This is a genomic window from Weissella uvarum (assembly GCF_016908785.1).
In the GTDB taxonomy this organism is placed as follows: Bacteria; Bacillota; Bacilli; order Lactobacillales; family Lactobacillaceae; genus Weissella; species Weissella uvarum.
In genome coordinates this window covers 458,204-479,620 of sequence record NZ_JAFBEO010000001.1, presented here as the reverse complement: position 1 = coordinate 479,620, position 21,417 = coordinate 458,204, and the positions used below count along the sequence as shown (strand labels likewise).

Genomic DNA, 21,417 nt, shown 5'->3' with positions numbered 1-21,417 from the left:
CTCAAAAGATCGGATTAACGTTTCTTAGCAGCAGTTTTTTTGGGTGCATGGTGTTTAGCATTAGCTTTCTTCTTGGCATCAGCTTTTTTCTTAGCGGCGGCCTTCTTTTTGGCTGTTGCTTTCTTTTTAGCATCAGCTTTCTTCTTAGCCTCAGCCTTCTTTTTAGCCTCAGCTTTTTTCTTAGCATCGGCCTTCTTTTTGGCGTCAGCTTTCTGCTTTGAAATAGAAGCGGCCTTCTTCTTTGAAGCTTCAGCAGCTTTTTGTTTTGAAATAGAAGCTGCTTTTTGCTTAGAGATTGAGGCGGCCTTTTGCTTAGAAGCCTCAGCTGCTTTCTTTGATTCAGAAGCCTTCTTTGACTCTTCAATTGATTTTTGTTTAGAAGCTTCAGCTGAATTGTCAGTTGTAGAACTGCTTGAATCGGTTGGTTGACCAGGTTTTACTGGAATAGCAGAAATATTTGGTTGAATATCAACGGTTTGCTTTTCTGTGAAATCAATGGCAGGTACGCTAACTTCAACATACCCCTTCAATAGTTTGCTTAAATCTTTAGTAGGTAAAGTAACGGTCCAATTTAAACCATCACGGGTCGCCACATAGTTGTTAATGGTAAACTTAGTCAACATGTCGGCTTTTTGTTCAGTTGGCGACGTAAAGGTTAGCGTCGCTTCATCGCCCTTGATGATGACAGAGCCCTTAGAATCCATGAAATTAGCCATCGTTGATTCTTCTTTGGTACCTGTTTTTTGGAAGGCAATTGGAATCTCGTATGTGCCATCTTCCAAGGCTTTTGCTGATGTTGTTGTCGCAACACTTGTAGTTGTAGCTGTTGCAGCATGACTTGTAGCAGTATCGGCTTGACTAACTTGTGGTGCTGCAAAGGCAAATGTCGCTCCGAAAACAGCGCTTGAAAATAGCAATGCTACTTTATCTGTGAGTCGCATAATTATATTTTCTACTCCCTTTAAATCATTTTCTATATCCTAATTGCATCATAACTTTCTCTATTATAGGTCATTAAATAGGAAAACAACAGGCTTTCAGGCGAAAACTTTGAACAAATCACTAATAAATGTCATTTTTAAAATTGTAATAGAAAAGCACTTTGTGATTTAATGCGCTTTTATCGTACAGATAGTGCGCTTTTTATTGTGCAGAATGGTAGAATAGAGTGAAATAACATATAAAGGAGACGCTTATGCAACAGACATTTGCCATTATCGGGTTAGGGCGTTTTGGGAGTTCTTTATTGGAAGACTTGATTAATGCAAACCAAGAAGTGTTAGCGATTGATAAAGATCCAGAACGTGTGGAAGATTTAATGGAAGTTGCCACACATGCCGTCATTGCGGATGCTCAAGAAGAAGAAGCCCTTACAGAATTAGATTTAACTAGCTTTGATCATGTGATTGTTTGTATTGGACATAATCAACAAGCGTCAATTTTAACAACAATCTTGTTAAAAGATTTGGGCGTAAGTAATGTCATTGCGAAAGCGGAAAATAAGCTACACGCCCGGGTGCTTGATAAGGTCGGAGCCGATCAAGTTGTACGTCCGGAAACGGAAATGGCGCAACGGTTGGCTGAACAGTTAATGTCACCCAACCTATTAAGCTTCATTAACTTGGGTGATGAGGTGGCAGTTGGTGAAATTAAGATTGCTAATTTGCGTTTTTCAAATCAAACGATTACTGATTTGGATATTCGTAAAAAGTATGGATTAACGATTGTCGCAATCAAGTCACAAAATAAAGTGACGGTATCGCCGGATGCGGATACGGTTGTCCAAATTGGCGATATTATTACAGTGATCGGCACGCATCATGATGTGCAACGTTTTGAAGAAGTTTTGGATTCTGCAAAGTAGCGGATATTGACGCAAGTAATAATTACTGTTAGTATATATTTCCATATTGATAGTTTCGATGAACAAAGAAAAATAATTGTTAGCCTGTTTATAGAGAGCTCGGCCGCTGAAAAAGAGTAACAGAGACAATTGTTTGGTGCTTTGGGAGAGATACGATATTACCTGAATTAAGTTGTTTAGCAGTGATGCTAAAAAATAGGGTGGAACCGCGTTAATTAACGTCCCTATGTCAAATTTATTTGGCATAGGGACGTTTTTTGTGTTCCTATGCCCAGGGAGGTACCAGATGGAAAAACAGGAAAATGAGCGCGAGTTATCGCGTGGCTTAACCTCACGACATGTGCAGATGATTGCCATTGGAGGAGCCATTGGGACAGGGCTCTTCTTAGGATCGGGTGAAGCCATCCATAGTGCTGGGCCAGCTTTGATTTTGGCTTATGCAATTACAGGATTCTTTGCTTACTTAATGATGCGGGCGGTCGGTGAATTATTGCTCTCAAACCCCAAATTACGTTCATTCATTGATTTTGTACGAGTTTACTTGGGCGATCGCTGGGAATTCGCGATTGGCTGGGCTTATTGGTTGAGCTGGGCCAGTTTAGCGATGGCTGATTTAACAGCAACGGGGATTTATATGCGCTATTGGTTCCCACAATTGCCGCAGTGGGTGACACCCCTTATTGTGGTTGCCATTTTAGTCTTAGCGAATTTGATTAATGTCGGATTGTTTGGCGAGTTTGAATCAGGCTTTGCTAGTATCAAAATTTTTGCGATTTTGGCCTTAATTGTCGGTGGTTTATGGATGATTGCGACTGGCTTTCAAACGCATGGCACAACCGCTTCATTTGCTAACTTAGTTAGTCATGGTGGTTTCTTTGCGACCGGTGTATCTGGCTTTATTATGGCCTTCCCGATGGTGATTTTTGCCTTTACGGGAATTGAAATGGTTGGGTTAACAGCTGGTGAAACGAAGAATCCACAAGTTGATTTGCCTAAGGCCATTCATGCCGTACCAGTTCGGATTGCTTTGTTCTATGTTGGATCGATGATTATTATTATGTCAGTGTTCCCTTGGAATCAATTGAATCCGCACCAATCACCTTTTGTGCAGGTCTTTGCTGGTCTTGGATTGCCAGCTGCGGCTGATTTCGTTAATTTTGTTGTTTTGACTTCAGCCATGTCAGCGGCTAACTCAGCCATTTTCTCAACATCGCGAACATTGTATATTCTTGGAAAGAATAAACAAGCGCCAAAGGCTTTTAGTAAGTTATCAAAGCAAGATGTACCAGTTAATGGTATGTTGGCTTCAGCAGCCATTTTCTTGGCAGTGGTTGTTTTGAATTATTATTTCCCATCAAAGGTCTTTGTTTTGATTACTGGTGTGGCAACGATGAGTTTTATCTTTGTTTGGATTATTATTATGTTTGCTCATATCAAATATCGTCGTAGCGCTGAAAGTGCGCAATCGACTTATAAAATGCCTTGGTTCCCAATGGGATCATATGCAACGATTTTATTCTTCTTAGCTGTTTTGGTGGTAATGGTGTTTAATAAGGCCACCCAGCTTTCGGTGATTGCGACAGTCATTTATTTCTTGCTTATGCTGGTTGGTTATACGGTGTGGCAAAAGAAAAAAGCTAAATAAACAAGAAAAAGCTGATTCAATTTGAATCAGCTTTTTTTATTTGTGATAAGGCGAGCCTTCATTAATCATGAAAGCACGATAAATTTGTTCCGTTAATACCAGACGCATTAATTGGTGCGGTAAGGTGAATTTTCCAAAACTAATCTGAGTATCAGCTCGTTTGAGTACGGCTGGGGATAAGCCTAATGATCCACCAATGATGAAAGTTAAATCTGATTGTCCATGTAGCGCTAATTGGTTGATTTCTTGAGCCAATTCTTCACTACTACGTTCTTTACCTAGGATGGCTAGCGCAAAGACATACTCGCGATCTTTAATTTTACTCAAAATTCGTTCGCCTTCTTTAGCCATCACTTGATCCGTTTCAGATTGTGACAGTTGTTCAGGGGCCTTTTCATCTGGGACTTCCACAATTTCGAATTTTCCGAACTTTTGCAAGCGTTTAGCATACTCGGCGATGCCATCTTTCAAATATTTTTCTTTTAATTTCCCGACACACACAATTTTGATGTTCATGGTTCCCTCTTTCTTTATATAAATCTTTAAACTTTTATTTTTAATTTAACTGATGTGGATAACTTGTTAATAATTGTTAAAAATTACAGATTTCCACACGAACATATCGTTTTTTAAAAGCGCTTAAAACGTTGATAAATCAGCACATATTATGTTCGCGTATGGTCATTCAGTTAACTTTTCCACAAAAGTGAATTCACCTGTGGAAAACCAGTGAAAAAGTGATTAAATGGGTACTTATAGCTTACCATAATTTAGAACGCTAGCCGTGATTTTTTGATTTATCCCCAAAAAGTGATCATGTATTTTAGCTAGATTTAAGTTAAGACCATAAATATTGACGATTAATGTGACAAACGTTCGGCTATAGTTTGATAATCGCTAAATTGTTAATAACAAATTAGCGAATGTTTGGTTAAATGACGAACTAAGCCTGCTTTTTTAACCTTGGCACTGAGTTTTCCACCGTTTTAAGTTAGCTTAAAGCTAATTTTGAAAAATAAAGCGGTTAAGACGGGCATTTTGTAAATCACAAGGATTGAAATGATGGTTATCCACAGGAATGTTATCCCCATCTTGGCGTTTTCTTGGGTAAAAATAGCGTATTTATACACAAGTTATCCACAGACGTGGATAAATATCCTCAGTTATCCACAAGAATTATGGAAAAGATGTGTAAATCTTTGTGGAAACTTCTGTATAATGAAGTAGCAAAGTTGGGAGTTAATTAACTATGAAGAAATTTATTGATCGACTAACACCACCACAAATTTTAACCTTCGGATTTTTGATGGTTATTATCTGTGGGGCGACTATTTTACAATTACCAATTGCGCATCAAGCTGGTGTGCATGTTTCCTTTATTGATGCACTATTTACGGCGGTTTCAGCAACAGCGATTACAGGATTAACAACGCTGAATACGGCAACGACCTGGTCTTGGTTTGGCCAAGTTGTGATTTTAATTATGATTGAAATCGGAGCGCTTGGTTTTATGACCTTTACGGTCCTATTATTGACCATTACACGACAAAAAATTGATTTGAAAGCGCGCTTATTGATGCAAGATGCCTTGAATTTACGGAATTTAGCCGATGTTAAGGTCATGTTGTCCTATGTTTTCTCACTATCTGTCATTATTCAAGTCATTGGTGCTATCTTGCTGTCATTTGATTTTGTTCCTCGTTTTGGATGGGCCCATGGTTTGTACTATAGTGTTGCCCACTCTATTTCGGCCTTTGGAAATGCAGGGTTTATTTTCTTCCCTCAGTCAGTAGATAGTTTTCAAAACAGTCCGTATGTCTTAGTGGTTTGGATGTTCTTGATTTTAGCGGGTTCTTTAGGTTTCCTTGTTTGGCGAGACTTGATGTCGCTCTTTAACCATAAGCACCATCGTTTGAGTTTACATACACGGATTGCCTTATCAACCTCAAGTTGGTTGATTTTGTTAGGATTTGTTGGCTTCTTAATTACTGAAAAAGGTTTGCCACATACTGGTGGCAATTTGTTTAATCGTTTGATTGATACATTGTTCTTAGCCATTTCACCACGTACAGCTGGTTTTGCGATTGTACCAATGACGAGTTTGTCAGCTGGAGGACTCATTATTGTTATGTTCCTCATGTTCGTTGGTGGCACGCCAGGATCAACCTCTGGAGGTATTAAAACGACCACTCTCGGGATTTTGTGGCGTCAATCAATTGCTGCGCTACGTGGCCAAGAACGTGTGAATTATGGTGATCGTCAAATTAGTCAAGCAAACATTATTAAAGCGTTGATGTTAACAGTGTTGTCATTAGCCTTTGTTTTGGGAGCATCTTTGATTTTGGCTGTCACAGAAACAATTCCGCATGGATTTGGTGTTGAATATATCACGTTTGAAGTCATTGCTGCTTTTTCAACGGCAGGCTTCTCGTTGGGCTTGACGCCTCATTTGACGCTGATTGGTAAAATTGTGATTATGCTGGTTATGTTTATTGGACGTGTCGGTCTTTATACGGTAATGTTCTCAGTCCTTAACATTCATCAACAAAGTTCACATCATCGTTATCCAACAGAAGAAATTATGATTGGATAGACGCATAAAGATTAGGCTTGCGGGTCTAGTCTTTTTTATTACCCTATATTGTGAATTCCTTAACTTGAAAGGTTACAAATGTTTAAACCACCTTATTTTTTTGTTCGCGTTGTTTGTTTGGAATTTGTTTGGTGATTGAATAACTTGTGAAAAAAGGCGCAAAAAGACACCCCACTTTTGTAGGGTGCTTTCGGTTTTACGAGAGTTGATCCATCGCTTGATTTAATAGCTCATCAACAAGTACATTGCCTTGGCTGGTTGCGTGACCTTTGACCCAGATGAAGTGGAGACGGTCCGCGAGCGTTTGAACCAAATCATAGATTTGTTGCCAGGCCGTTAAGTTGGCAATTTCGCCGGAGCTTTTTTGCCAACCATTGGCTTGCCAGTTGTACATCCAATTGGTAACGCCGTCTAAAACGTACTTTGAGTCGCTAACAATGGTTACAGGTGCATCTGTACGTTGAGCTTGGAGGAGGGCATTAATTAAGCCTAGTAGTTCCATCTCATTGTTGGTACGACCAAAGTAAGCTTTGCTGTCGGTATAAATGGCTTGATTTAGATCAGTTCCAGCATAGATGGCTAACGCCCAAGCAGCTTTGTCGTGGGTGTTAACGTGGCCACCGGCATGATTACCAGTGTTGCGGCTACCACCGTCAGTAAACATATAAAAATGGCTTGGATTAGCTTTAAAATCACCGTTATAAGCTGTTTGGTATTGGCGGGCGGAGCTGTTTTGCGCATTGAACCAAGCTTGCGCCTCTGCTTTGGAATTAAAGCCTTTATATTTAGGGGCTGGTTTAGTTTGTGTAAGAGGTTGGACTTGTGACCATGGGGCCGTGTAGATCCCCTCGTGTTCATTTCCGACAATGGCATATGTTTTCATTTGAATGGCCTCCTAATGACATAAAAAAATCCGAATGTGAGATCGGATTTCCTTGAATTGTTTATTTATAGTGATGAGCGGTGTTTTAGGTGTGGAATTAAGAAATGATCCGCTCGACTGATTACCATGCCTTGGCAGAAGAATGAGAAAAAGGTACCAATGTTAATGGCAACTAACTTGCCGGTTACTAACCAAACTACCAATGAAATCGTCATTGGAATGGCAAAATTCAATGTTTGCGCAACCACGACATTTCCATGGAAGTATTTGAAGCGAGTCACATTTGTTAAATCATCCAAGGGATGGATAAATTTAGCTAAACGTTGTGTGACTGAGATTCCCATCCCGATCATGGTAATTCCGAATATATCTAAGAGCAGACGTAACCAATAGTTTAATTCACCGACGCCGATGGTTTTAAACCCACGGGCCGTGGCACCAATGACGACACTAAAGATGAACACAAATGCCAAGTTTCTAAAGAAACGGCCTGCATCAAAATGGCGTAAGATGATGACAACAGCTAGGGCAGCAAAAAGACCGAAACTGAACAAAAATACATCGATGGGTAAGGTCGTAACGTTTGACAGGTTAGCGGCAGCGGCAGTCCAAGGGGCTGACCCCATGTTAGTCGCAACGGTTAAACCATTACCAATTGCATTGAGCAGCAAGCCAATCATTAAAAAACCAATGACTTCGGCTATTGTGAGCTCACGTTTTTCTCCATCTTTTTCATACATAAGTGTTGTCTCCTGCTAATCAATCTTTAGTAACTATTTTTAATCCTCAAGACCCTAACTATAGCACGAATTGAACTTTTCTAAAAGTTTTACCATACTTTAAGGATGGTACTTTAATATTATAAGTATGTCTGTAGTTAGAAAGGTAACCCTGATGAAACTGGAAACAAAGCGACGAATCGTAAATTATATTTCTTATTTTGGCATCGCAGTGATGATTATTTTAGCCATATGGTTATACCGGATTGGCGCCTTTACAAATACACATGTTTTAGAGCAATTCGTTGAACGAGCTGGTATTTGGGGACCCCTTGTTTTTATTTTAATTCAAATTATTCAAGTGGTGATTCCGATTATTCCTGGCGGTATCTCTTTAGCGGCTGGCGTCGTTATTTTTGGTGCGTGGTGGGGCTTTGTTTATAACTATATTGGAATTATTTTAGGCTCGTTGATTTTGTTTGGCTTGGGCCGCCGTTATGGACATAAGATTATTGATATCTTTGTTTCAGAAAAAACGCTCGATAAATATATGGATAAACTTGATTCAAAAGGTTGGCGTTTTACTTTTGCACTGTTGATATTTTTGCCAGTTGCTCCGGATGACGCGTTAGTCTTATTGACAGCGTTAACCAAAATGAGTTGGAAAGAATTCACCTTGATTATCTTACTCGGGAAGCCGGCTAGCATTGCTGCTTATAGTTTCGCCTTAGTTTATGGTGCTGACTGGTTGGTGAAATTTTTACAATAGAATCGGATAATAAAGCTAAGGAATGAATGGGATGACAGAATATGCAAAGGCCAAATTGGTGCCAGTAACACAACAGGATGTAGTGGCGCTGCAAACCATTAGTGCTCAAACATTTAAAGAAACTTTTTTACCTTTTAATGACACTGAAGACGTTGAACAATACGTGCAACGAGCTTATGCATTAGATCAATTAAGGGACGAATTAAGGGACGAGAATAGTCAGTGGTTTTTTCTCATGGTTGCAGGGGAGCCGGTGGCGTATTTAAAGGTTAATGTCGGGGATGCGCAAACTGAAGAACGCGGGGATGACAGTCTAGAAGTACAACGCATTTATGTATTAGCTGGGGCGCAAAGGCACGGCTATGGTAAGCTTTTGATGGAAGAGGCACTTAAATTAGCGCAAGCGGCCCACAAAAGTAAAGTTTGGCTTGGGGTATGGGAACAAAACACAAAAGCCATCGCATTTTACCAACAATTTGGTTTTGAGCCAGTGGACGATCATGTTTTTATGATGGGAAAGAAGCCGCAACGGGATTTGATTTTAGAGAAGCGATTATAGGTAAAGGCGATAACCATTTTTAATAGCTAATGCCTCATTATTTCTGATTTTTTTGAAATTTATGTTTACTTTGTGCTTGCATTAAACTTACTTTAGGGTGGAACATTGATAATACATGTCATAGAGTTAAAGACGTTTAACTCTAGTAAACGAGAACATATCGCCTATCACAGAAACGAGGTAATTGTATATGTATTCAAATAATCAAAAGCAAAACGTCATAGATTGGAACACAGCTGTATGGACACCATGGGATCCATGGACGCCTTGGCAACCATAGCAAGTTGTGAATCCTGACCTCAAAACTAATTTATAAAAAGCGCACGCTAGTTGGGAAAATCCAGCTAGCGTGTTTTTATCTTTTAAGATAAATGTATTTATAATGCATTGATAGTTTTTGTGGATATTTATGTTTACTTTGTGCTTAGATTAACCTTGGTTTAGGGTGTAACATTGATAATACATGTCATAGAGTTAAAGACGTTTAGCTCTAATAAATAAGAATATATCACCTATCACAGAAACGAGGTAATTGTATATGTATTCAAATAATCAAAAGCAAAACGTCATAGATTGGAACGCAGCCGTATGGACACCATGGGATCCATGGACGCCTTGGCAACCATAGCAAGTTGTGAATTCTGACCTCAAAACTAATTTATAAAAAGCGCACGCTAGTTGGAAAAATCCAGCTAGCGTGTTTTTTGATGTTGTAGATATTTGAAGCGTCTATACCTGGTATAGAGACTAAATGTGTTGGTATAATTAAAAATAAAATAACAAATAGGGTGTTCTAAATAAATGGTTTTAGGAGAAGTCAATGGAATTCATTATTTTTTTGATTGTGGCGACCTTAATATGTGTCATTCAATATGTACTTGGTAAGCATCGCAAAGGTATTCTTGGATCAATTTTGCCAGTGTTTGTCATTATATTTTGGTTTATATTATTGTTTACAGGAAATATTTCATTTAAATCGATTCAAGATGTCTTAATGCCAATGTTATTGTTGTTGTCTCTAATTTCGGTATATTATGAGGGTGAAAAATCAGCAAAATAAGGGTATGCATCATCTTTTGAATAGGATGAAGTGAGTACGAGTAATTAAATTATAAGGCTAAAAAAGCTTGAATAGTTAACTATTCAAGCTTTTTTTAAATCATATCTATTTAGAGTGTTCTTTATAAAGATTAAAAATTATTCGACATGAAAGTATAATCACTAGAATAAGGAAAATGACATTAATTACATGGAGTAACTCAGTTTGATGGGTTATTGATCCGATTAACAAACATGGAATGTATATTCCGCATAATACTAATATGTCTCTTTGCTCTGATTTCATATTTACTAGACCTCTGTAAGTTGATGTACCCCAATTAAGAAACAGCGAATAATAGTAGCTCTTTTCAGCAAACAATCATTTTTCACGATAGCTATATTTAAATATAGTAGTTCTTCATGCTTTTTTGTACATTTACAAAATGTATATACAGCACTTTATTGGAAGAAGAAGTGCTGTATTAAGCCGTCTAATTTTATTATTTAGCCTATTAAGTACTACGAAAGAGGTGAGTACAGAAAACAATTTCGTTTTATTATTTATGCTGATTGGAATATTAGGTCTTTTACATAGTTAAACCATGTTTTTTTACCAGTAATTACTGAGAGATTACCGCTTAGACCATAGTGAATTTGTTTATAATCGGTCTTTTTAGGGTTTAGGGTTGCTGTAACTTGATAGGCGGATCCATCTTTGGTATTTGTTTCCGCACTATCTATTTTTATAATTTTACCTGTTATTAGGAGAGGTTTTGGACCATCTTGATTAGCTTTAAATCTGATTTTTTGTCCGGTTTTAATACCGTTCATTTTATTAGTCGGAATATAAAATGTTGCTGTTAGTTTTGTATGAGAATTAAGATTTGGGTAGATTTCAGCAATTTCAGAACCACTTTGTAAATACTTTGTTTCAGTTTTATTATTTGGCACATGTAGAGTACCAGTGGTTGGAGACAAAAGTTCTTGGTTTAACATGTCTGTATCAATGTTTTTTGATTGTCCAGTTAATTCAACTTTATTATCTTGTAAATTGCTGATTTCATTATTAATATCTGCAAGTGTTTTTGCTTTAAGAGAATTTTCTTTATTGTTAAGAGATTGATTGGCACGGTATAGATTATTATTTTTTGTACGTGTGTTATTATCGCTAGATGAAATATCGGCATTATTTTGAGCTGATGAGTTCTGTAAATCAGCCAATTGAGCTTGATAATCATGAAACTGATCAGCGTAGCCATAATCATCATTACCGTTAAACAAATCTTGATTTGTTTGGACACTTTGTTTGAACGTATTGAGACTAGCTAATTTAGCGTCAGTTTTATTGATTTTAGCATTGTTTACTGTTTCGTCATTCTTAGTATCACGATTATCGAATTCAACAAGGACGTCCCCTTTTTGAACTTGTTTACCCTCTTTGAGATTATTCTTAGTAATGGGGTTGTTACTAGGTGATTGAATTACGGCTAGTGTTTTAGCTGGCTCAATTGAGCCCACGGATTTGACTACAATCTCTTTTTTAGTAAAGCACATAAAAAGTACCAAGAGAATCAGTCCAACAACAATGGGCCAGATTAATTTAGTCGTAAAGGTTCCGTAGCGACGATTATAAAATTCAGAACTTTCAAATTGATTATTATCTAACATAAATTACCTCAATCCTATTTCTGAACTAGGTTAGTGTAGGCAGCGTTGTTTCCAAGTAATTGGTCATGAGCGCCATCAGCAACGATTTTACCATTTTCAAGCATGACTAGACGTGGAACACGTTCAGCAATTGTTAAACGGTGGGCGACAAAGACAATAGTTTTGTCAGAGAGTTCCATTAGATTATCTACGACATTTTTTTCTGTGAGTAGATCCAAGTTACTGGTAGATTCATCTAAAATTAAAATTGGAGAATCTGTTAATAGTGCTCGAGCTAACGAAATACGTTGGCGTTGACCACCAGATAGGCTGCCCGATTCGGAAATTTCTGTCTCAAATCCTTGAGAGAGTTTTTCAATGTCTGTTCTAATTTCAGCAATTTCAGTTGCCTTTAGGACGTCATCAAAGGTAGTTCCAGACTTAGCGCCTAGCAATAGGTTATCAATGACTTTTCCAGTAAAAATATGGGGCTCTTGGGGTACATAGGTAATAATTTCTCGTAGCTTTTGTTTATCAATATTTTGGATATTGGTATTATTTAAAGTTATTTTACCGTTATCATTAGCTAAGTCATAAAAACGTACTAATAGTTTAGCCAGGGTGGATTTACCAGAACCACTAACACCAACTAATGCTAACTTTTCATGATTAGTAATAGTTAAAGAGAGACCATCTAAAACAGGTTTGTTGTATTGATATTCAAAGGAAACGTCAGTAAAAGCTATAGTAATATCAGTATCAACTTTAATAGGTAGTGTTGTTTGTCCATCGTTTTTAAACTCAGATGGTACTTCAAATACTTCATTTAAACGATGCGCGGCAACAATTGCTGATTGGATCTTGCTTTGTAAATCAATAATTGATTGTAGTGGATCTGTAAAATAGCCGAGTAAAGCATTAAAAGCCATGAGCTGACCAACACTTAATTTGTTTTGCATGACTAAATTAGCACCGTACCAAAGGACAAGAACTTCAAAGATTAACTTGAGGCCATCTTTAATTGCCTCTTGAATAGAAGTTAGTCGAGCTGTCTTAAATGATCGCTTTAAGAAGTGTACATAATCTTTATCAACCTTATCATAACTATTCTCTTCAGCACCTAAAGCTTTAATAGTTTCCATGCCATTAAGACTTTCTATAATTGAAGATTCTAGGCTAGCACCTGACTTCATCTCATCCATATTATATTGATGGAATGGCTTAGCAAATAGATACATCACAATAGCATAGATTGGGATCGCAAGGACCGAGATAAGGAACATATCAGCATTATAGGCGAAGAGAACTACTGCCATAATTAGCACGATACCAACATCGAGAAGCATAGACAGAATAGAACTGGCTACAGCCTCAATAATCGTATTAGCGTCATTGAACCGAGAAGTAATTTCTCCAACACGCCGTGTATAGAAGAAATTCATAGGTAATTCAAATAGATGCTTAACATAAGACAAAATCAAATCGATGGATAAACGTTGGCCTAATACAATCAACAAGTATTGTTGTACATAACTCATGATTTGTTGAAATACATAAGCAGTAATCAGTCCCACTGCCATGATACTTAATGTAGTGAACATACCATTTGGAATGTAATCATCAATCAAAATTTGTAAGAAGTACGATCCGGCAATGCTAATTAAAGTTACGATTAATGAAGCTACAACAATATTAGTGACTAAGCCTTTTTGTTTAAAAATGATGGGAAAGAATGATTTAAAACCAGCTTGTTTATCAGTATTTGGTTTAAATTCTGGACTTGGGGCGAAGAATAGAGCAACACCTGTCCACTCTTTAGAAAATTGTTTGTAAGACATTTTTCTCTTTTTGACATCTGGATCAGGATCAGCAATATAAATATAAAGTTTGGTTGCTTTATAAACTACATAGTAGTGTTCAATTAATTCACCATCATCCATTTTTTCAACATGAGCAATAAAGGGATAAGGGATCTCTTTGTAGTCATCAAATAAAGACATATCCGCCTTGATGGCTTTTGTTTCAAATCCAAGTGATTCAGCTGCCTTTTTAATTCCTAGGGCCGTGGAGCCATTTAGATCAGTTTTTTCTAAATCTCTAATTGTTGATATGGAGACATTATGATTGTACGATTTAGTTATCATTGCGAGGCAAGCAGCGCCACAATCTCTTTCATCGACTTGACTAATATATTTAAACTGCATATAATCACCTAAAATTTAGATTGTAATTTACGAATGTGTTTATAAGTTCTACGTATACTATAGGTTATATTTATAGTTATTGAAAGAAAGATATATGTTATTTTTAACTTTTAAATATAGGAGAGAGATTATGTATAAAAATAGTCATTGTCCAAAATTAGGGGAGAAAATAAAGAGAGTGAGATTGTTGAGAGACTTAACAGAAAAGGAGTTGGCAAATGAAATAAACGTTTCAGTAAATACCCTATCTCATTATGAAAATGGGACCAGGAAACCTGATATTGAAATTTTAATTGATATAGAAGTCGCTTTAGGTGTAGATTTACATTTCTTACTAGATGATGAATTGTAAAGTAAATTGTACATTGCGTATACCCAATATGTTTGAATTTGGGACAGACCATTATTTATAATTAAGAGTGTATTCAGAAATATATTAGTTGTCTTGAAAGGTGGTAGACTATGTTTAAACAATTAGATGGTTTTTCTACAATGAACGTTAATGAGTTAGCATCTGTTAAGGGAGGAAAAAAGAAGCGTGCAAAGACACATTACTATGGTAATGGGGTATATACTCGTGGTAAAAAAACATGGATTAATTGGGCACAAGCTTGGCATGGAGTAGGGCATGTTTCAGCTCATGCATGGGGAGAGAGTGCTGGACACGGATTTGGATTTGCTCGTCATTAAAATATAAAAGTGATACGTTGGTTACAATGAGTCATTTTTAATAGTTATGATTCTTTTTTATAAAAAGTAGTGAATTTAGTTTTATTTGATGGATTTAAGTCGTACATTTGAGTAATGAAAAGTTTGAATACAAAAACTAACTCAGGAACCTGATATTTAATTAATGTAAAGGTATAAATAGGTTACGCAAATAATTATTTAGTTCATTTTAATTTTTGAAATTTAATAAATAACGTTTCACGTGAAACAAAAAAACAGCTAACCATTTCTGGTTAGCTGTTTTATTTTTATTCCCACTCAACAGTTGCTGGTGGCTTAGCTGTAATATCGTAGACTACGCGGTTAACGTGGTCGACTTCATTGACGATACGACGTGAAATTTCGTTTAGGACATCCCAAGGGATGCGAGCAAATTCAGCTGTCATACCATCAACAGAAGTGATGGCACGGATCGCAATGGTGTAATCGTAGGTACGAATATCACCCATCACACCAACTGAACGAACGCCAGTTAGCACCGTGAAGTATTGCCAAATTTCATCATCAAGACCATGCTTAGCGATTTCTTCACGTAAGATGACATCTGAATCGCGGACAATCTTGAGCTTGTCTTCAGTAACGTCACCAAGGACACGAATTCCTAGTCCAGGACCAGGGAATGGTTGACGCCAAACTAAGTCATGCGGAATACCAAGCTTTTCACCTAACTCACGAACTTCATCTTTGAAAAGTGTGTTCAAAGGTTCGATAAGTTGGAATTGCATGTCTTCTGGCAAACCACCGACGTTGTGGTGTGACTTAATGGTCTGCGCGGTATCAGTTCCTGATTCGATAACGTCGGTATAAAGGGTACCTTGAGCTAAGAAATCAATGCCATGCAATTTGGTAGCTTCTTCATCGAAGACTTGAATAAATTCATTTCCAATGATTTTACGCTTTTCTTCTGGATCGGTAACACCGGCTAATTTATTAAGGAAGCGATCTTGGGCATCCACTTTGATAATATTAAGACCGAATTTACCACCCAAAGCATCCATGACTTCGTTTGCTTCATTCTTACGTAGCAAACCGTGGTCAACGAAAATTGAGACAAGTTGATCACCAATGGCGCGGTGTAAAAGCACGCCAACAACAGATGAATCAACACCACCAGAAAGGCCTAGCAAAACTTTCTTATCGCCAACCTTTTCACGAATTGCTTCGACTTGTTCGGTAATAAAGTCATCCATTGACCAGTCGCGGTTGGCGTGGACGGCCTTATCGATAAAGTTTTCAAGAATGTGCATACCTTCTTGTGTTTGACGGACTTCCGGGTGGAATTGAACGCCAAAGAAGTTATGTTCACGGTCTTCCATCGCTGCAAATGGTGTTTGATCAGATGTTGCAACGACCTCAAAGCCATCAGGAATTGCTTCGATTTTGTCACCGTGTGACATCAAAACGGTCTGTTCTGCTGGCGTATCCGCAAATAGCAACGTATCTGGGTCAGTAATTTTAATGGTTGTTTCACCATATTCGGCTGTGTTGTCAGCAGCAACAACTTTACCGCCTGGCAACATGTGAGCCATTAATTGCATCCCGTAACAAACGCCAAGAATTGGAAGCCCTAGGTTGAAAATTTCAGGGTCAATCGTGAAGGCATCTTCAGCATAAACTGAATTAGGTCCACCAGAAAAAATAATTCCTTGCGGATTAATCTCTTTGATTTGCTCTGCTGTGAGGGTATGGGGCTTTAGTTCAGAATAAACGCCTAATTCACGAATACGTCGTGCAATCAGTTGGTTGTATTGTGAACCAAAATCCAATACCAAAATGGTGTCGTGTTGTCGCTCGTTCGCCATGGTGGCCTCCTTTTTAATAATTGTTTCCATTATACGGGAATCACGCCAATAAGCAAACGTGATTTTATGATTGTTCGGTCTCTTTACCAAAAAAAGACCGCAGGAATCCTTTGGCCTTTTAATTATTGATTTTTAGCTAAGCCATGGGTGATGGGCGTGTTAACCGCTTGGTTGTATTGCTTTTTTGAAATTTTATTATTGTTGGCCATCGCCGCTAATACAATATTCCGACGCTTTTTAACAGTATCTTGATTGGTGTACAAGTTAAAAGTTGTTGGACTTTGGCCGAGACCCGCTATTGTGGCTTGTTGATCAAGGCTAAGTTGATTTAATGACTTATGATAATAGAATTTGGCAATCGTTTCGGCCCCATAACGGTTGTAACCTTCGAAAATTTTATTAACATAAAATTCAAAAATTTGGTCCTTTGAATAGGCGCGATTGATTTTAAGGGCTAAATAGAGTTCTTGAATTTTACGCTTAGGGGTTGGCTCGGCGTTATTTTGAAAGGCCGTTAATTTTACTAATTGTTGGGTGATTGATGAACCACCACGGCCAACACCATTACCAAATAGTGCTTTAATATTACTTTCAATTAGGGCGCGTAAGCCATCGGTATTGATACCATTATTGGTCTCAAAGGTTGCATCTTCAGTAGATACCACGGCATCACGGTAGCGCTGTGGTATGGCCTTTGCTTTAATATAGGTACGCTGACCTTCAGGATTGGGCTTAGCTTTTAATTGTGCTGTTGTCACTGTTGGTGCATCGTCGATCACGGTCCAAACATAGATACCGGCTCCAACGATTGCAACGATGAATAATAGTAGTAGGCATTTAAATAAATTTTTAAAGAATTTTGACATTGCTTCCCCTTGTTATGGCTAATCGCACGTAAGGATTAATTTACCATCTCATCATAACTTTTTTTAGTCCGGTTTTAAAGTATTAGCTATGTTAAAATGGGGCTATTAATAGATAGAAAGAGACTTTTGTAGAACGAATGGCATACGATAAACAAAAAAATGGTTCCAATAAGCGACCAACACGACCAGTTAAGGACAAGCAAGCAAATGATGTGCAAGTAAACGTTGGTGATAAATTATTAATCACAATCAAGCGTTTAGGGATTAATGGGGAAGGGATTGGCTATTATAAACGCAAGATTACGTTTATTCCCAATGCTTTGCCAGGTGAAGTCGTTGAGGCTGTTGTGACGGCGGTGAATCCAAAATTTATTGAGGCGCAAATTCATAAAATTAAACAAAAATCACCTAATCGAGTTGAACCTCAAGATGATCAAACGGTTGGTGGAGCTGAGTTAGGGCATTTACGTTATGATCAACAATTGGTGTTTAAACAAGATGTGATTCGCCAAGCATTGGAAAAGTATCAGCCACGGGGTTATCGAAATTATGATTTGAAACCAACGATTGGCATGGATGAACCAAGTGGCTACCGTAATAAAGCGCAGTTTCCAATTCGGCAACAAGGTGATCAATTAGCGGTGGGTATGTATAAGCGTCAATCACATGAGCTGGTTGATTTGCCTAAAATTTCAACGCAAAATCCTGAAACCTTGAAAGTTGTGCGAACGGTGCGTGATATTTTGCAAGCGTTGCAAGTTCCCATTTATGACGAAAAAACAAATTCAGGAATCGTGAAAACGTTAATCGCACGTGTTTCTGAGTCGACGGGTGAGGTTCAATTAACGCTTGTGACCAATTCACCCAAATTACCAAAAGCGCATCAATTCATTGAGGCAGTTCAGGAACAATTACCAGAAGTTGTTTCAATTGATCAAAATATTAATAAAGGTAAGACTTCATTGGTCTGGGGAGATGAAACTAAACATCTCTGGGGTCAAGAATATATTACAGAAACAATTAATGGTAAGCATTTCAAATTATCACCACGGGCGTTTTTGCAATTAAATCCTAAGCAAACAGCACGGCTGTATCAAGAAGCAATTGCAGCCTTAGACTTGACCCATGCTGACAAACTGATTGACGCTTACTCAGGTGTTGGTACAATTGGTCTTTCGTTAGCTGATCAAGTTGAAGAAGTACGTGGGATGGACACTGTTCCAGAAGCGATTGCGGACGCCAATATGAATGCACGTGATAATGGGATAACTAATGCGCATTATTATGTTGGTGAAGCTGAGACATTAATTCCGCGTTGGGCAGACGAAGGCTGGATTGCGGATGCGTTGGTTGTTGATCCGCCACGAACTGGCCTTGAAGCACCCTTACGTAAAACAATTTTGGAAACCAAACCAGAAAAGTTTGTCTATATTTCATGTAATGCGTCTACTTTAGCGCGTGATTTGGTGGACCTTACCAAGGTGTACCAAGTTGAGTATATTCAATCAATCGATATGTTCCCACAAACTGCACGCTGGGAAGGTGTCGTAAAATTCAGTTTACGCTAAGCGTTTCACGTGAAACAAAAAAGATGTCAGGAAATCTTTCCCGACACCTTTTTTAGTTAGCAGGCGCTAACCAGTCATTAATCTTGGTTGTAATTTGTTCAACAGGGACTGCTTGAGTTAATAGTGGCATGACCGGTTCATCATTGATGACAATAATTTGTTTAAGTTGGTTTGCAAATGTAGCTAATTGGTTAACTGGTGCGACATTTAAGCGTGAACCAATAACCACTAAATATTTTGCTTGGGCCATTAAAGCCAGTGCGCGATCCATTTCTTTAACGTTTTCGCCATAAAAGACAATGTCGGGGCGGACAAAATTATGATGATTTTGGTGATCTAACCGAACATAATCTGCAGGTGTCATATCCACGGGAGTGCCATTTCGGTCAATAAAGCGATTGAGGGAACCATGAATTTTTAGCAAGTGGTCTAAATTAACGTGGGCTGCTTCTAATAAATCATCGATGTTTTGACTAATGAGTTGGATATTTGGTTGCTGGCTAAGCTTGGCTAACCACTGATGGCCTAGGTTAGGTTTAGCATCTTGTTGCATTAAATAAGTCGCCATAAAATCATGTTGGTCCCAATAATGTTGATAATATCCTTCAGTGCTTAACAGTGTGGTTGTATCAAATTCTTGTTGTAAGCTGGCAAAATCGCGGATACCAGAAGCGGTTGATAAACCAGCGCCCACAATAAAAACAGTGGGTTCATTTTGGATTAAGTTGGTTAATTCAGTTGGTGTCATAGGTTAATCCTCCAATGCTAATTAGGTTAAGCTGTCTTTTTAAATTATAGACACATGATTGGTATATTGAAAAGATGTGATTTAACAGGGGATTGAGCCTTACAAATAAAAATTAAACATGATAGAGTAATAAAGGAACATTGAAATTTATTTCACAATTTTAAAAAAGGAAACTAAATAAACGAATCCAAGGGGTTTTTAGCCGGAAATTAAGTGGAAAATGAATTTTTCTATATTTTTTGTATTTTAATCTTAATGGGTTTACCCTTTTTTAATCTGGTAAAATTGTGCTATATTGTTTTTAGGATTGGAAGTTGCAATTTAATTTAGGTGGGAATTTAATTACATGGTTAAAGTGAATGAAGCGCAAATCTTTGCGGCAGCACGTGAAGTATTAAATGAAGAAGGGTACGATAAGGCCCGATTAGCTGATGTTGCGCGTAAATTGGACATTACCTCTGCAGCTTTATATAAGCATTTCAAAAATAAGGAAGACTTATTTGATGAAACGTTACAAGACTGGATTGATAAAGTTGATCAACCAATTTTTGATGCAAATGAGCGCGCTAAGCCAGATGAGCGTGAAGACCGTTTGCACGATTGGTTGTGGTTATTGGCCTCACAGCGGCAACAACATTTTATTGATGAACCAGAACTAACAAAGCTATTCGCAGAACGCTTACGAGCTAATCATGAGCTGTTAAATCAACGGTTAGTTAGCTTTTCTGAGATTGTTGAAAATATTATGGCTTGGGACACATTCCGGCACCAGCGTGGAGTAACGGTCATGCAAACCTTTGTGATGTTTTACCATCCTTATTTCGTTAACGCGTGGCAGGATCCATTGTTAAAAACACTCTTTGAATCAACCTGGTTGGAAATCAAACCAATTGTGAGTCAAAGTGACGCAAAAAATGACTAAAATTAATTAAAACAGCCACACTTCTGGCTGTTTTTTTGTGAAGATTATTTTTTGGTGGCTTCACCTTATGCCTGAATACCGTTATAATGATTGTGATTTGTCAGTTTGAAATTAAATACGATATGAGGTAGCAGAATATGGCCAAGCCAAAACTGTTTTTAGATATGGATAATACAATTGTTGATACCTTGCCGGTTTTGAATGCGCAAGATATGAGCAAGCAGAGTGTGGCGAAACCAGATCAAATTCCTGGAATCTTTCGTGATTTAAAGCCAATTGCTGGTGCGTTGGAAGCCATTCGAGTTTTGGCGGAAGATTTTGATTTGTATATCCTATCAACAGCGCCTTGGAATAATCCAAGTGCCTGGCAAGATAAAATTTATTGGTTAAAAGCTTATTTTGGTGAGGATGCGTCGAATCCTTTTTATAAGCGTGTCGTGATGGCCCATGATAAGGGCTTGGTGCACCAAGGTGGCGGAATTTTGCTGGACGATCGGCCCTATCATGGCGCTAGTGCCTGGGATGATGAACAGGCTGATAGTTACTGGTTGCAATATGGGATGGATCCTAAATTGGTTTGGACAGAAGATTTAGTGCCATTTTTACAAACGGTTGCCAAGTATTATCGGGAACAACCGGAATTGCGGGCTGCGATTGCAAAGGCAAATGCGGACCAAACCTATCAGTTACATGGGGATAAAGCATCTTTTGAAAAGGCGCATTGGGAATAATAATTAATTGTGGTGGACGATGTTTTGAACATGGTCCACCTTTTTTGCGCACTTTTGGTGCAAATTGCTTGCTAAAACAATCATAAGTGAGTATAGTATAGTTATTCAATAAAGAAAGCGCTTACAA

Annotated in this window: 20 protein-coding genes; 11 read left to right on the top strand and 9 right to left on the bottom strand. The window is 38.0% G+C overall.

Annotated elements, in window-relative coordinates:
* Positions 1–14: 14 nt before the first annotated feature.
* On the bottom strand, positions 15–941 hold the full coding sequence (locus tag JOC36_RS02430; protein ID WP_205144903.1) for an NEAT domain-containing protein: 927 nt from the start codon (positions 939–941) through the stop codon (positions 15–17).
* Between the two features lie 254 nt (positions 942–1,195).
* Between JOC36_RS02430 and JOC36_RS02425 the strand changes: the two genes are divergently transcribed.
* Together JOC36_RS02425 and JOC36_RS02420 are read left to right on the top strand one after the other, a co-directional pair.
* Positions 1,196–1,864: a potassium channel family protein gene (locus JOC36_RS02425; protein WP_205144902.1), complete on the top strand. Its 669-nt coding sequence runs from the start codon at positions 1,196–1,198 to the stop codon at positions 1,862–1,864.
* Positions 1,865–2,150: 286 nt separating this feature from the next.
* On the top strand, positions 2,151–3,509 hold the full coding sequence (locus JOC36_RS02420) for an amino acid permease (protein WP_205144901.1): 1,359 nt from the start codon (positions 2,151–2,153) through the stop codon (positions 3,507–3,509).
* 36 nt (positions 3,510–3,545) lie between these two features.
* Here the strand turns inward: JOC36_RS02420 and rlmH are convergent, their stop codons facing one another.
* Entirely contained in the window at positions 3,546–4,025 is a 480-nt protein-coding gene (gene rlmH, locus JOC36_RS02415) for a 23S rRNA (pseudouridine(1915)-N(3))-methyltransferase RlmH (RefSeq protein WP_205144900.1), read from the bottom strand.
* A gap of 733 nt (positions 4,026–4,758) precedes the next feature.
* Between rlmH and JOC36_RS02410 the strand changes: the two genes are divergently transcribed.
* Entirely contained in the window at positions 4,759–6,102 is a 1,344-nt protein-coding gene (locus JOC36_RS02410) for a TrkH family potassium uptake protein (protein WP_205144899.1), read from the top strand.
* A gap of 196 nt (positions 6,103–6,298) precedes the next feature.
* Here JOC36_RS02410 and JOC36_RS02405 read toward each other — a convergent pair whose 3' ends face one another.
* Both JOC36_RS02405 and JOC36_RS02400 read right to left on the bottom strand, forming a co-directional pair.
* The gene (locus tag JOC36_RS02405; protein ID WP_205144898.1) at positions 6,299–6,985 is read right to left on the bottom strand and encodes a ribonuclease H family protein; all 687 of its coding nucleotides are present in this window, start codon (positions 6,983–6,985) and stop codon (positions 6,299–6,301) included.
* 65 nt (positions 6,986–7,050) lie between these two features.
* On the bottom strand, positions 7,051–7,725 hold the full coding sequence (locus JOC36_RS02400; protein ID WP_205144897.1) for a DUF6198 family protein: 675 nt from the start codon (positions 7,723–7,725) through the stop codon (positions 7,051–7,053).
* Positions 7,726–7,879: 154 nt separating this feature from the next.
* Between JOC36_RS02400 and JOC36_RS02395 the strand changes: the two genes are divergently transcribed.
* From JOC36_RS02395 to JOC36_RS02385, 3 genes are all read left to right on the top strand, one after another.
* Positions 7,880–8,473 (top strand): TVP38/TMEM64 family protein, encoded by a 594-nt coding sequence (locus JOC36_RS02395; protein ID WP_205144896.1) that lies wholly within the window; start codon positions 7,880–7,882, stop codon positions 8,471–8,473.
* 31 nt (positions 8,474–8,504) lie between these two features.
* A complete protein-coding gene (locus JOC36_RS02390; RefSeq protein WP_205144895.1) occupies positions 8,505–9,032 on the top strand; it encodes a GNAT family N-acetyltransferase in 528 nt (175 codons plus the stop codon).
* A gap of 820 nt (positions 9,033–9,852) precedes the next feature.
* The gene (locus tag JOC36_RS02385; RefSeq protein ID WP_205144894.1) at positions 9,853–10,092 is read left to right on the top strand and encodes a hypothetical protein; all 240 of its coding nucleotides are present in this window, start codon (positions 9,853–9,855) and stop codon (positions 10,090–10,092) included.
* 542 nt (positions 10,093–10,634) lie between these two features.
* Here the strand turns inward: JOC36_RS02385 and JOC36_RS02380 are convergent.
* Positions 10,635–11,741, bottom strand: coding sequence for an HlyD family efflux transporter periplasmic adaptor subunit (locus JOC36_RS02380; RefSeq protein ID WP_205144893.1), 1,107 nt, complete (start codon positions 11,739–11,741; stop codon positions 10,635–10,637).
* Positions 11,742–11,755: 14 nt separating this feature from the next.
* Positions 11,756–13,924: a peptide cleavage/export ABC transporter gene (locus JOC36_RS02375; protein WP_205144892.1), complete on the bottom strand. Its 2,169-nt coding sequence runs from the start codon at positions 13,922–13,924 to the stop codon at positions 11,756–11,758.
* A gap of 130 nt (positions 13,925–14,054) precedes the next feature.
* Between JOC36_RS02375 and JOC36_RS02370 the strand changes: the two genes are divergently transcribed.
* Entirely contained in the window at positions 14,055–14,276 is a 222-nt protein-coding gene (locus JOC36_RS02370; protein WP_205144891.1) for a helix-turn-helix domain-containing protein, read from the top strand.
* Positions 14,277–14,386: 110 nt separating this feature from the next.
* Entirely contained in the window at positions 14,387–14,614 is a 228-nt protein-coding gene (locus JOC36_RS02365; protein ID WP_205144890.1) for a bacteriocin, read from the top strand.
* A 287-nt stretch (positions 14,615–14,901) separates the two neighbouring features.
* On the opposite strand, the gene guaA is transcribed toward JOC36_RS02365, so the two are convergent.
* Together guaA and JOC36_RS02355 are read right to left on the bottom strand one after the other, a co-directional pair.
* Positions 14,902–16,455 (bottom strand): glutamine-hydrolyzing GMP synthase, encoded by a 1,554-nt coding sequence (gene guaA / locus JOC36_RS02360; protein ID WP_205144889.1) that lies wholly within the window; start codon positions 16,453–16,455, stop codon positions 14,902–14,904.
* A 122-nt stretch (positions 16,456–16,577) separates the two neighbouring features.
* The gene (locus JOC36_RS02355; protein WP_205144888.1) at positions 16,578–17,321 is read right to left on the bottom strand and encodes a transglycosylase domain-containing protein; all 744 of its coding nucleotides are present in this window, start codon (positions 17,319–17,321) and stop codon (positions 16,578–16,580) included.
* A gap of 137 nt (positions 17,322–17,458) precedes the next feature.
* Between JOC36_RS02355 and rlmD the strand changes: the two genes are divergently transcribed.
* Positions 17,459–18,889: a 23S rRNA (uracil(1939)-C(5))-methyltransferase RlmD gene (gene rlmD / locus JOC36_RS02350; RefSeq protein WP_205144887.1), complete on the top strand. Its 1,431-nt coding sequence runs from the start codon at positions 17,459–17,461 to the stop codon at positions 18,887–18,889.
* A gap of 52 nt (positions 18,890–18,941) precedes the next feature.
* Here the strand turns inward: rlmD and JOC36_RS02345 are convergent, their stop codons facing one another.
* Entirely contained in the window at positions 18,942–19,637 is a 696-nt protein-coding gene (locus JOC36_RS02345; protein ID WP_205144886.1) for a Sir2 family NAD-dependent protein deacetylase, read from the bottom strand.
* Between the two features lie 346 nt (positions 19,638–19,983).
* On the opposite strand from JOC36_RS02345, the gene JOC36_RS02340 reads away from it, so the two are divergent.
* Positions 19,984–20,559: a TetR/AcrR family transcriptional regulator gene (locus JOC36_RS02340; protein ID WP_205144885.1), complete on the top strand. Its 576-nt coding sequence runs from the start codon at positions 19,984–19,986 to the stop codon at positions 20,557–20,559.
* A 137-nt stretch (positions 20,560–20,696) separates the two neighbouring features.
* Entirely contained in the window at positions 20,697–21,290 is a 594-nt protein-coding gene (locus JOC36_RS02335) for a 5' nucleotidase, NT5C type (protein ID WP_205144884.1), read from the top strand.
* Positions 21,291–21,417 lie beyond the last annotated feature (127 nt).

Bases quoted from the DNA above. Each gene is read 5' to 3' on its own strand.
- JOC36_RS02430 (WP_205144903.1), bottom strand. From the start codon at position 941: ATGCGACTCACAGATAAAGTAGCATTGCTATTTTCAAGCGCTGTTTTC.
- JOC36_RS02425 (WP_205144902.1), top strand. From the start codon at position 1,196: ATGCAACAGACATTTGCCATTATCGGGTTAGGGCGTTTTGGGAGTTCT.
- JOC36_RS02420 (WP_205144901.1), top strand. From the start codon at position 2,151: ATGGAAAAACAGGAAAATGAGCGCGAGTTATCGCGTGGCTTAACCTCA.
- rlmH (WP_205144900.1), bottom strand. From the start codon at position 4,025: ATGAACATCAAAATTGTGTGTGTCGGGAAATTAAAAGAAAAATATTTG.
- JOC36_RS02410 (WP_205144899.1), top strand. From the start codon at position 4,759: ATGAAGAAATTTATTGATCGACTAACACCACCACAAATTTTAACCTTC.
- JOC36_RS02405 (WP_205144898.1), bottom strand. From the start codon at position 6,985: ATGAAAACATATGCCATTGTCGGAAATGAACACGAGGGGATCTACACG.
- JOC36_RS02400 (WP_205144897.1), bottom strand. From the start codon at position 7,725: ATGTATGAAAAAGATGGAGAAAAACGTGAGCTCACAATAGCCGAAGTC.
- JOC36_RS02395 (WP_205144896.1), top strand. From the start codon at position 7,880: ATGAAACTGGAAACAAAGCGACGAATCGTAAATTATATTTCTTATTTT.
- JOC36_RS02390 (WP_205144895.1), top strand. From the start codon at position 8,505: ATGACAGAATATGCAAAGGCCAAATTGGTGCCAGTAACACAACAGGAT.
- JOC36_RS02385 (WP_205144894.1), top strand. From the start codon at position 9,853: ATGGAATTCATTATTTTTTTGATTGTGGCGACCTTAATATGTGTCATT.
- JOC36_RS02380 (WP_205144893.1), bottom strand. From the start codon at position 11,741: ATGTTAGATAATAATCAATTTGAAAGTTCTGAATTTTATAATCGTCGC.
- JOC36_RS02375 (WP_205144892.1), bottom strand. From the start codon at position 13,924: ATGCAGTTTAAATATATTAGTCAAGTCGATGAAAGAGATTGTGGCGCT.
- JOC36_RS02370 (WP_205144891.1), top strand. From the start codon at position 14,055: ATGTATAAAAATAGTCATTGTCCAAAATTAGGGGAGAAAATAAAGAGA.
- JOC36_RS02365 (WP_205144890.1), top strand. From the start codon at position 14,387: ATGTTTAAACAATTAGATGGTTTTTCTACAATGAACGTTAATGAGTTA.
- guaA (WP_205144889.1), bottom strand. From the start codon at position 16,455: ATGGCGAACGAGCGACAACACGACACCATTTTGGTATTGGATTTTGGT.
- JOC36_RS02355 (WP_205144888.1), bottom strand. From the start codon at position 17,321: ATGTCAAAATTCTTTAAAAATTTATTTAAATGCCTACTACTATTATTC.
- rlmD (WP_205144887.1), top strand. From the start codon at position 17,459: ATGGCATACGATAAACAAAAAAATGGTTCCAATAAGCGACCAACACGA.
- JOC36_RS02345 (WP_205144886.1), bottom strand. From the start codon at position 19,637: ATGACACCAACTGAATTAACCAACTTAATCCAAAATGAACCCACTGTT.
- JOC36_RS02340 (WP_205144885.1), top strand. From the start codon at position 19,984: ATGGTTAAAGTGAATGAAGCGCAAATCTTTGCGGCAGCACGTGAAGTA.
- JOC36_RS02335 (WP_205144884.1), top strand. From the start codon at position 20,697: ATGGCCAAGCCAAAACTGTTTTTAGATATGGATAATACAATTGTTGAT.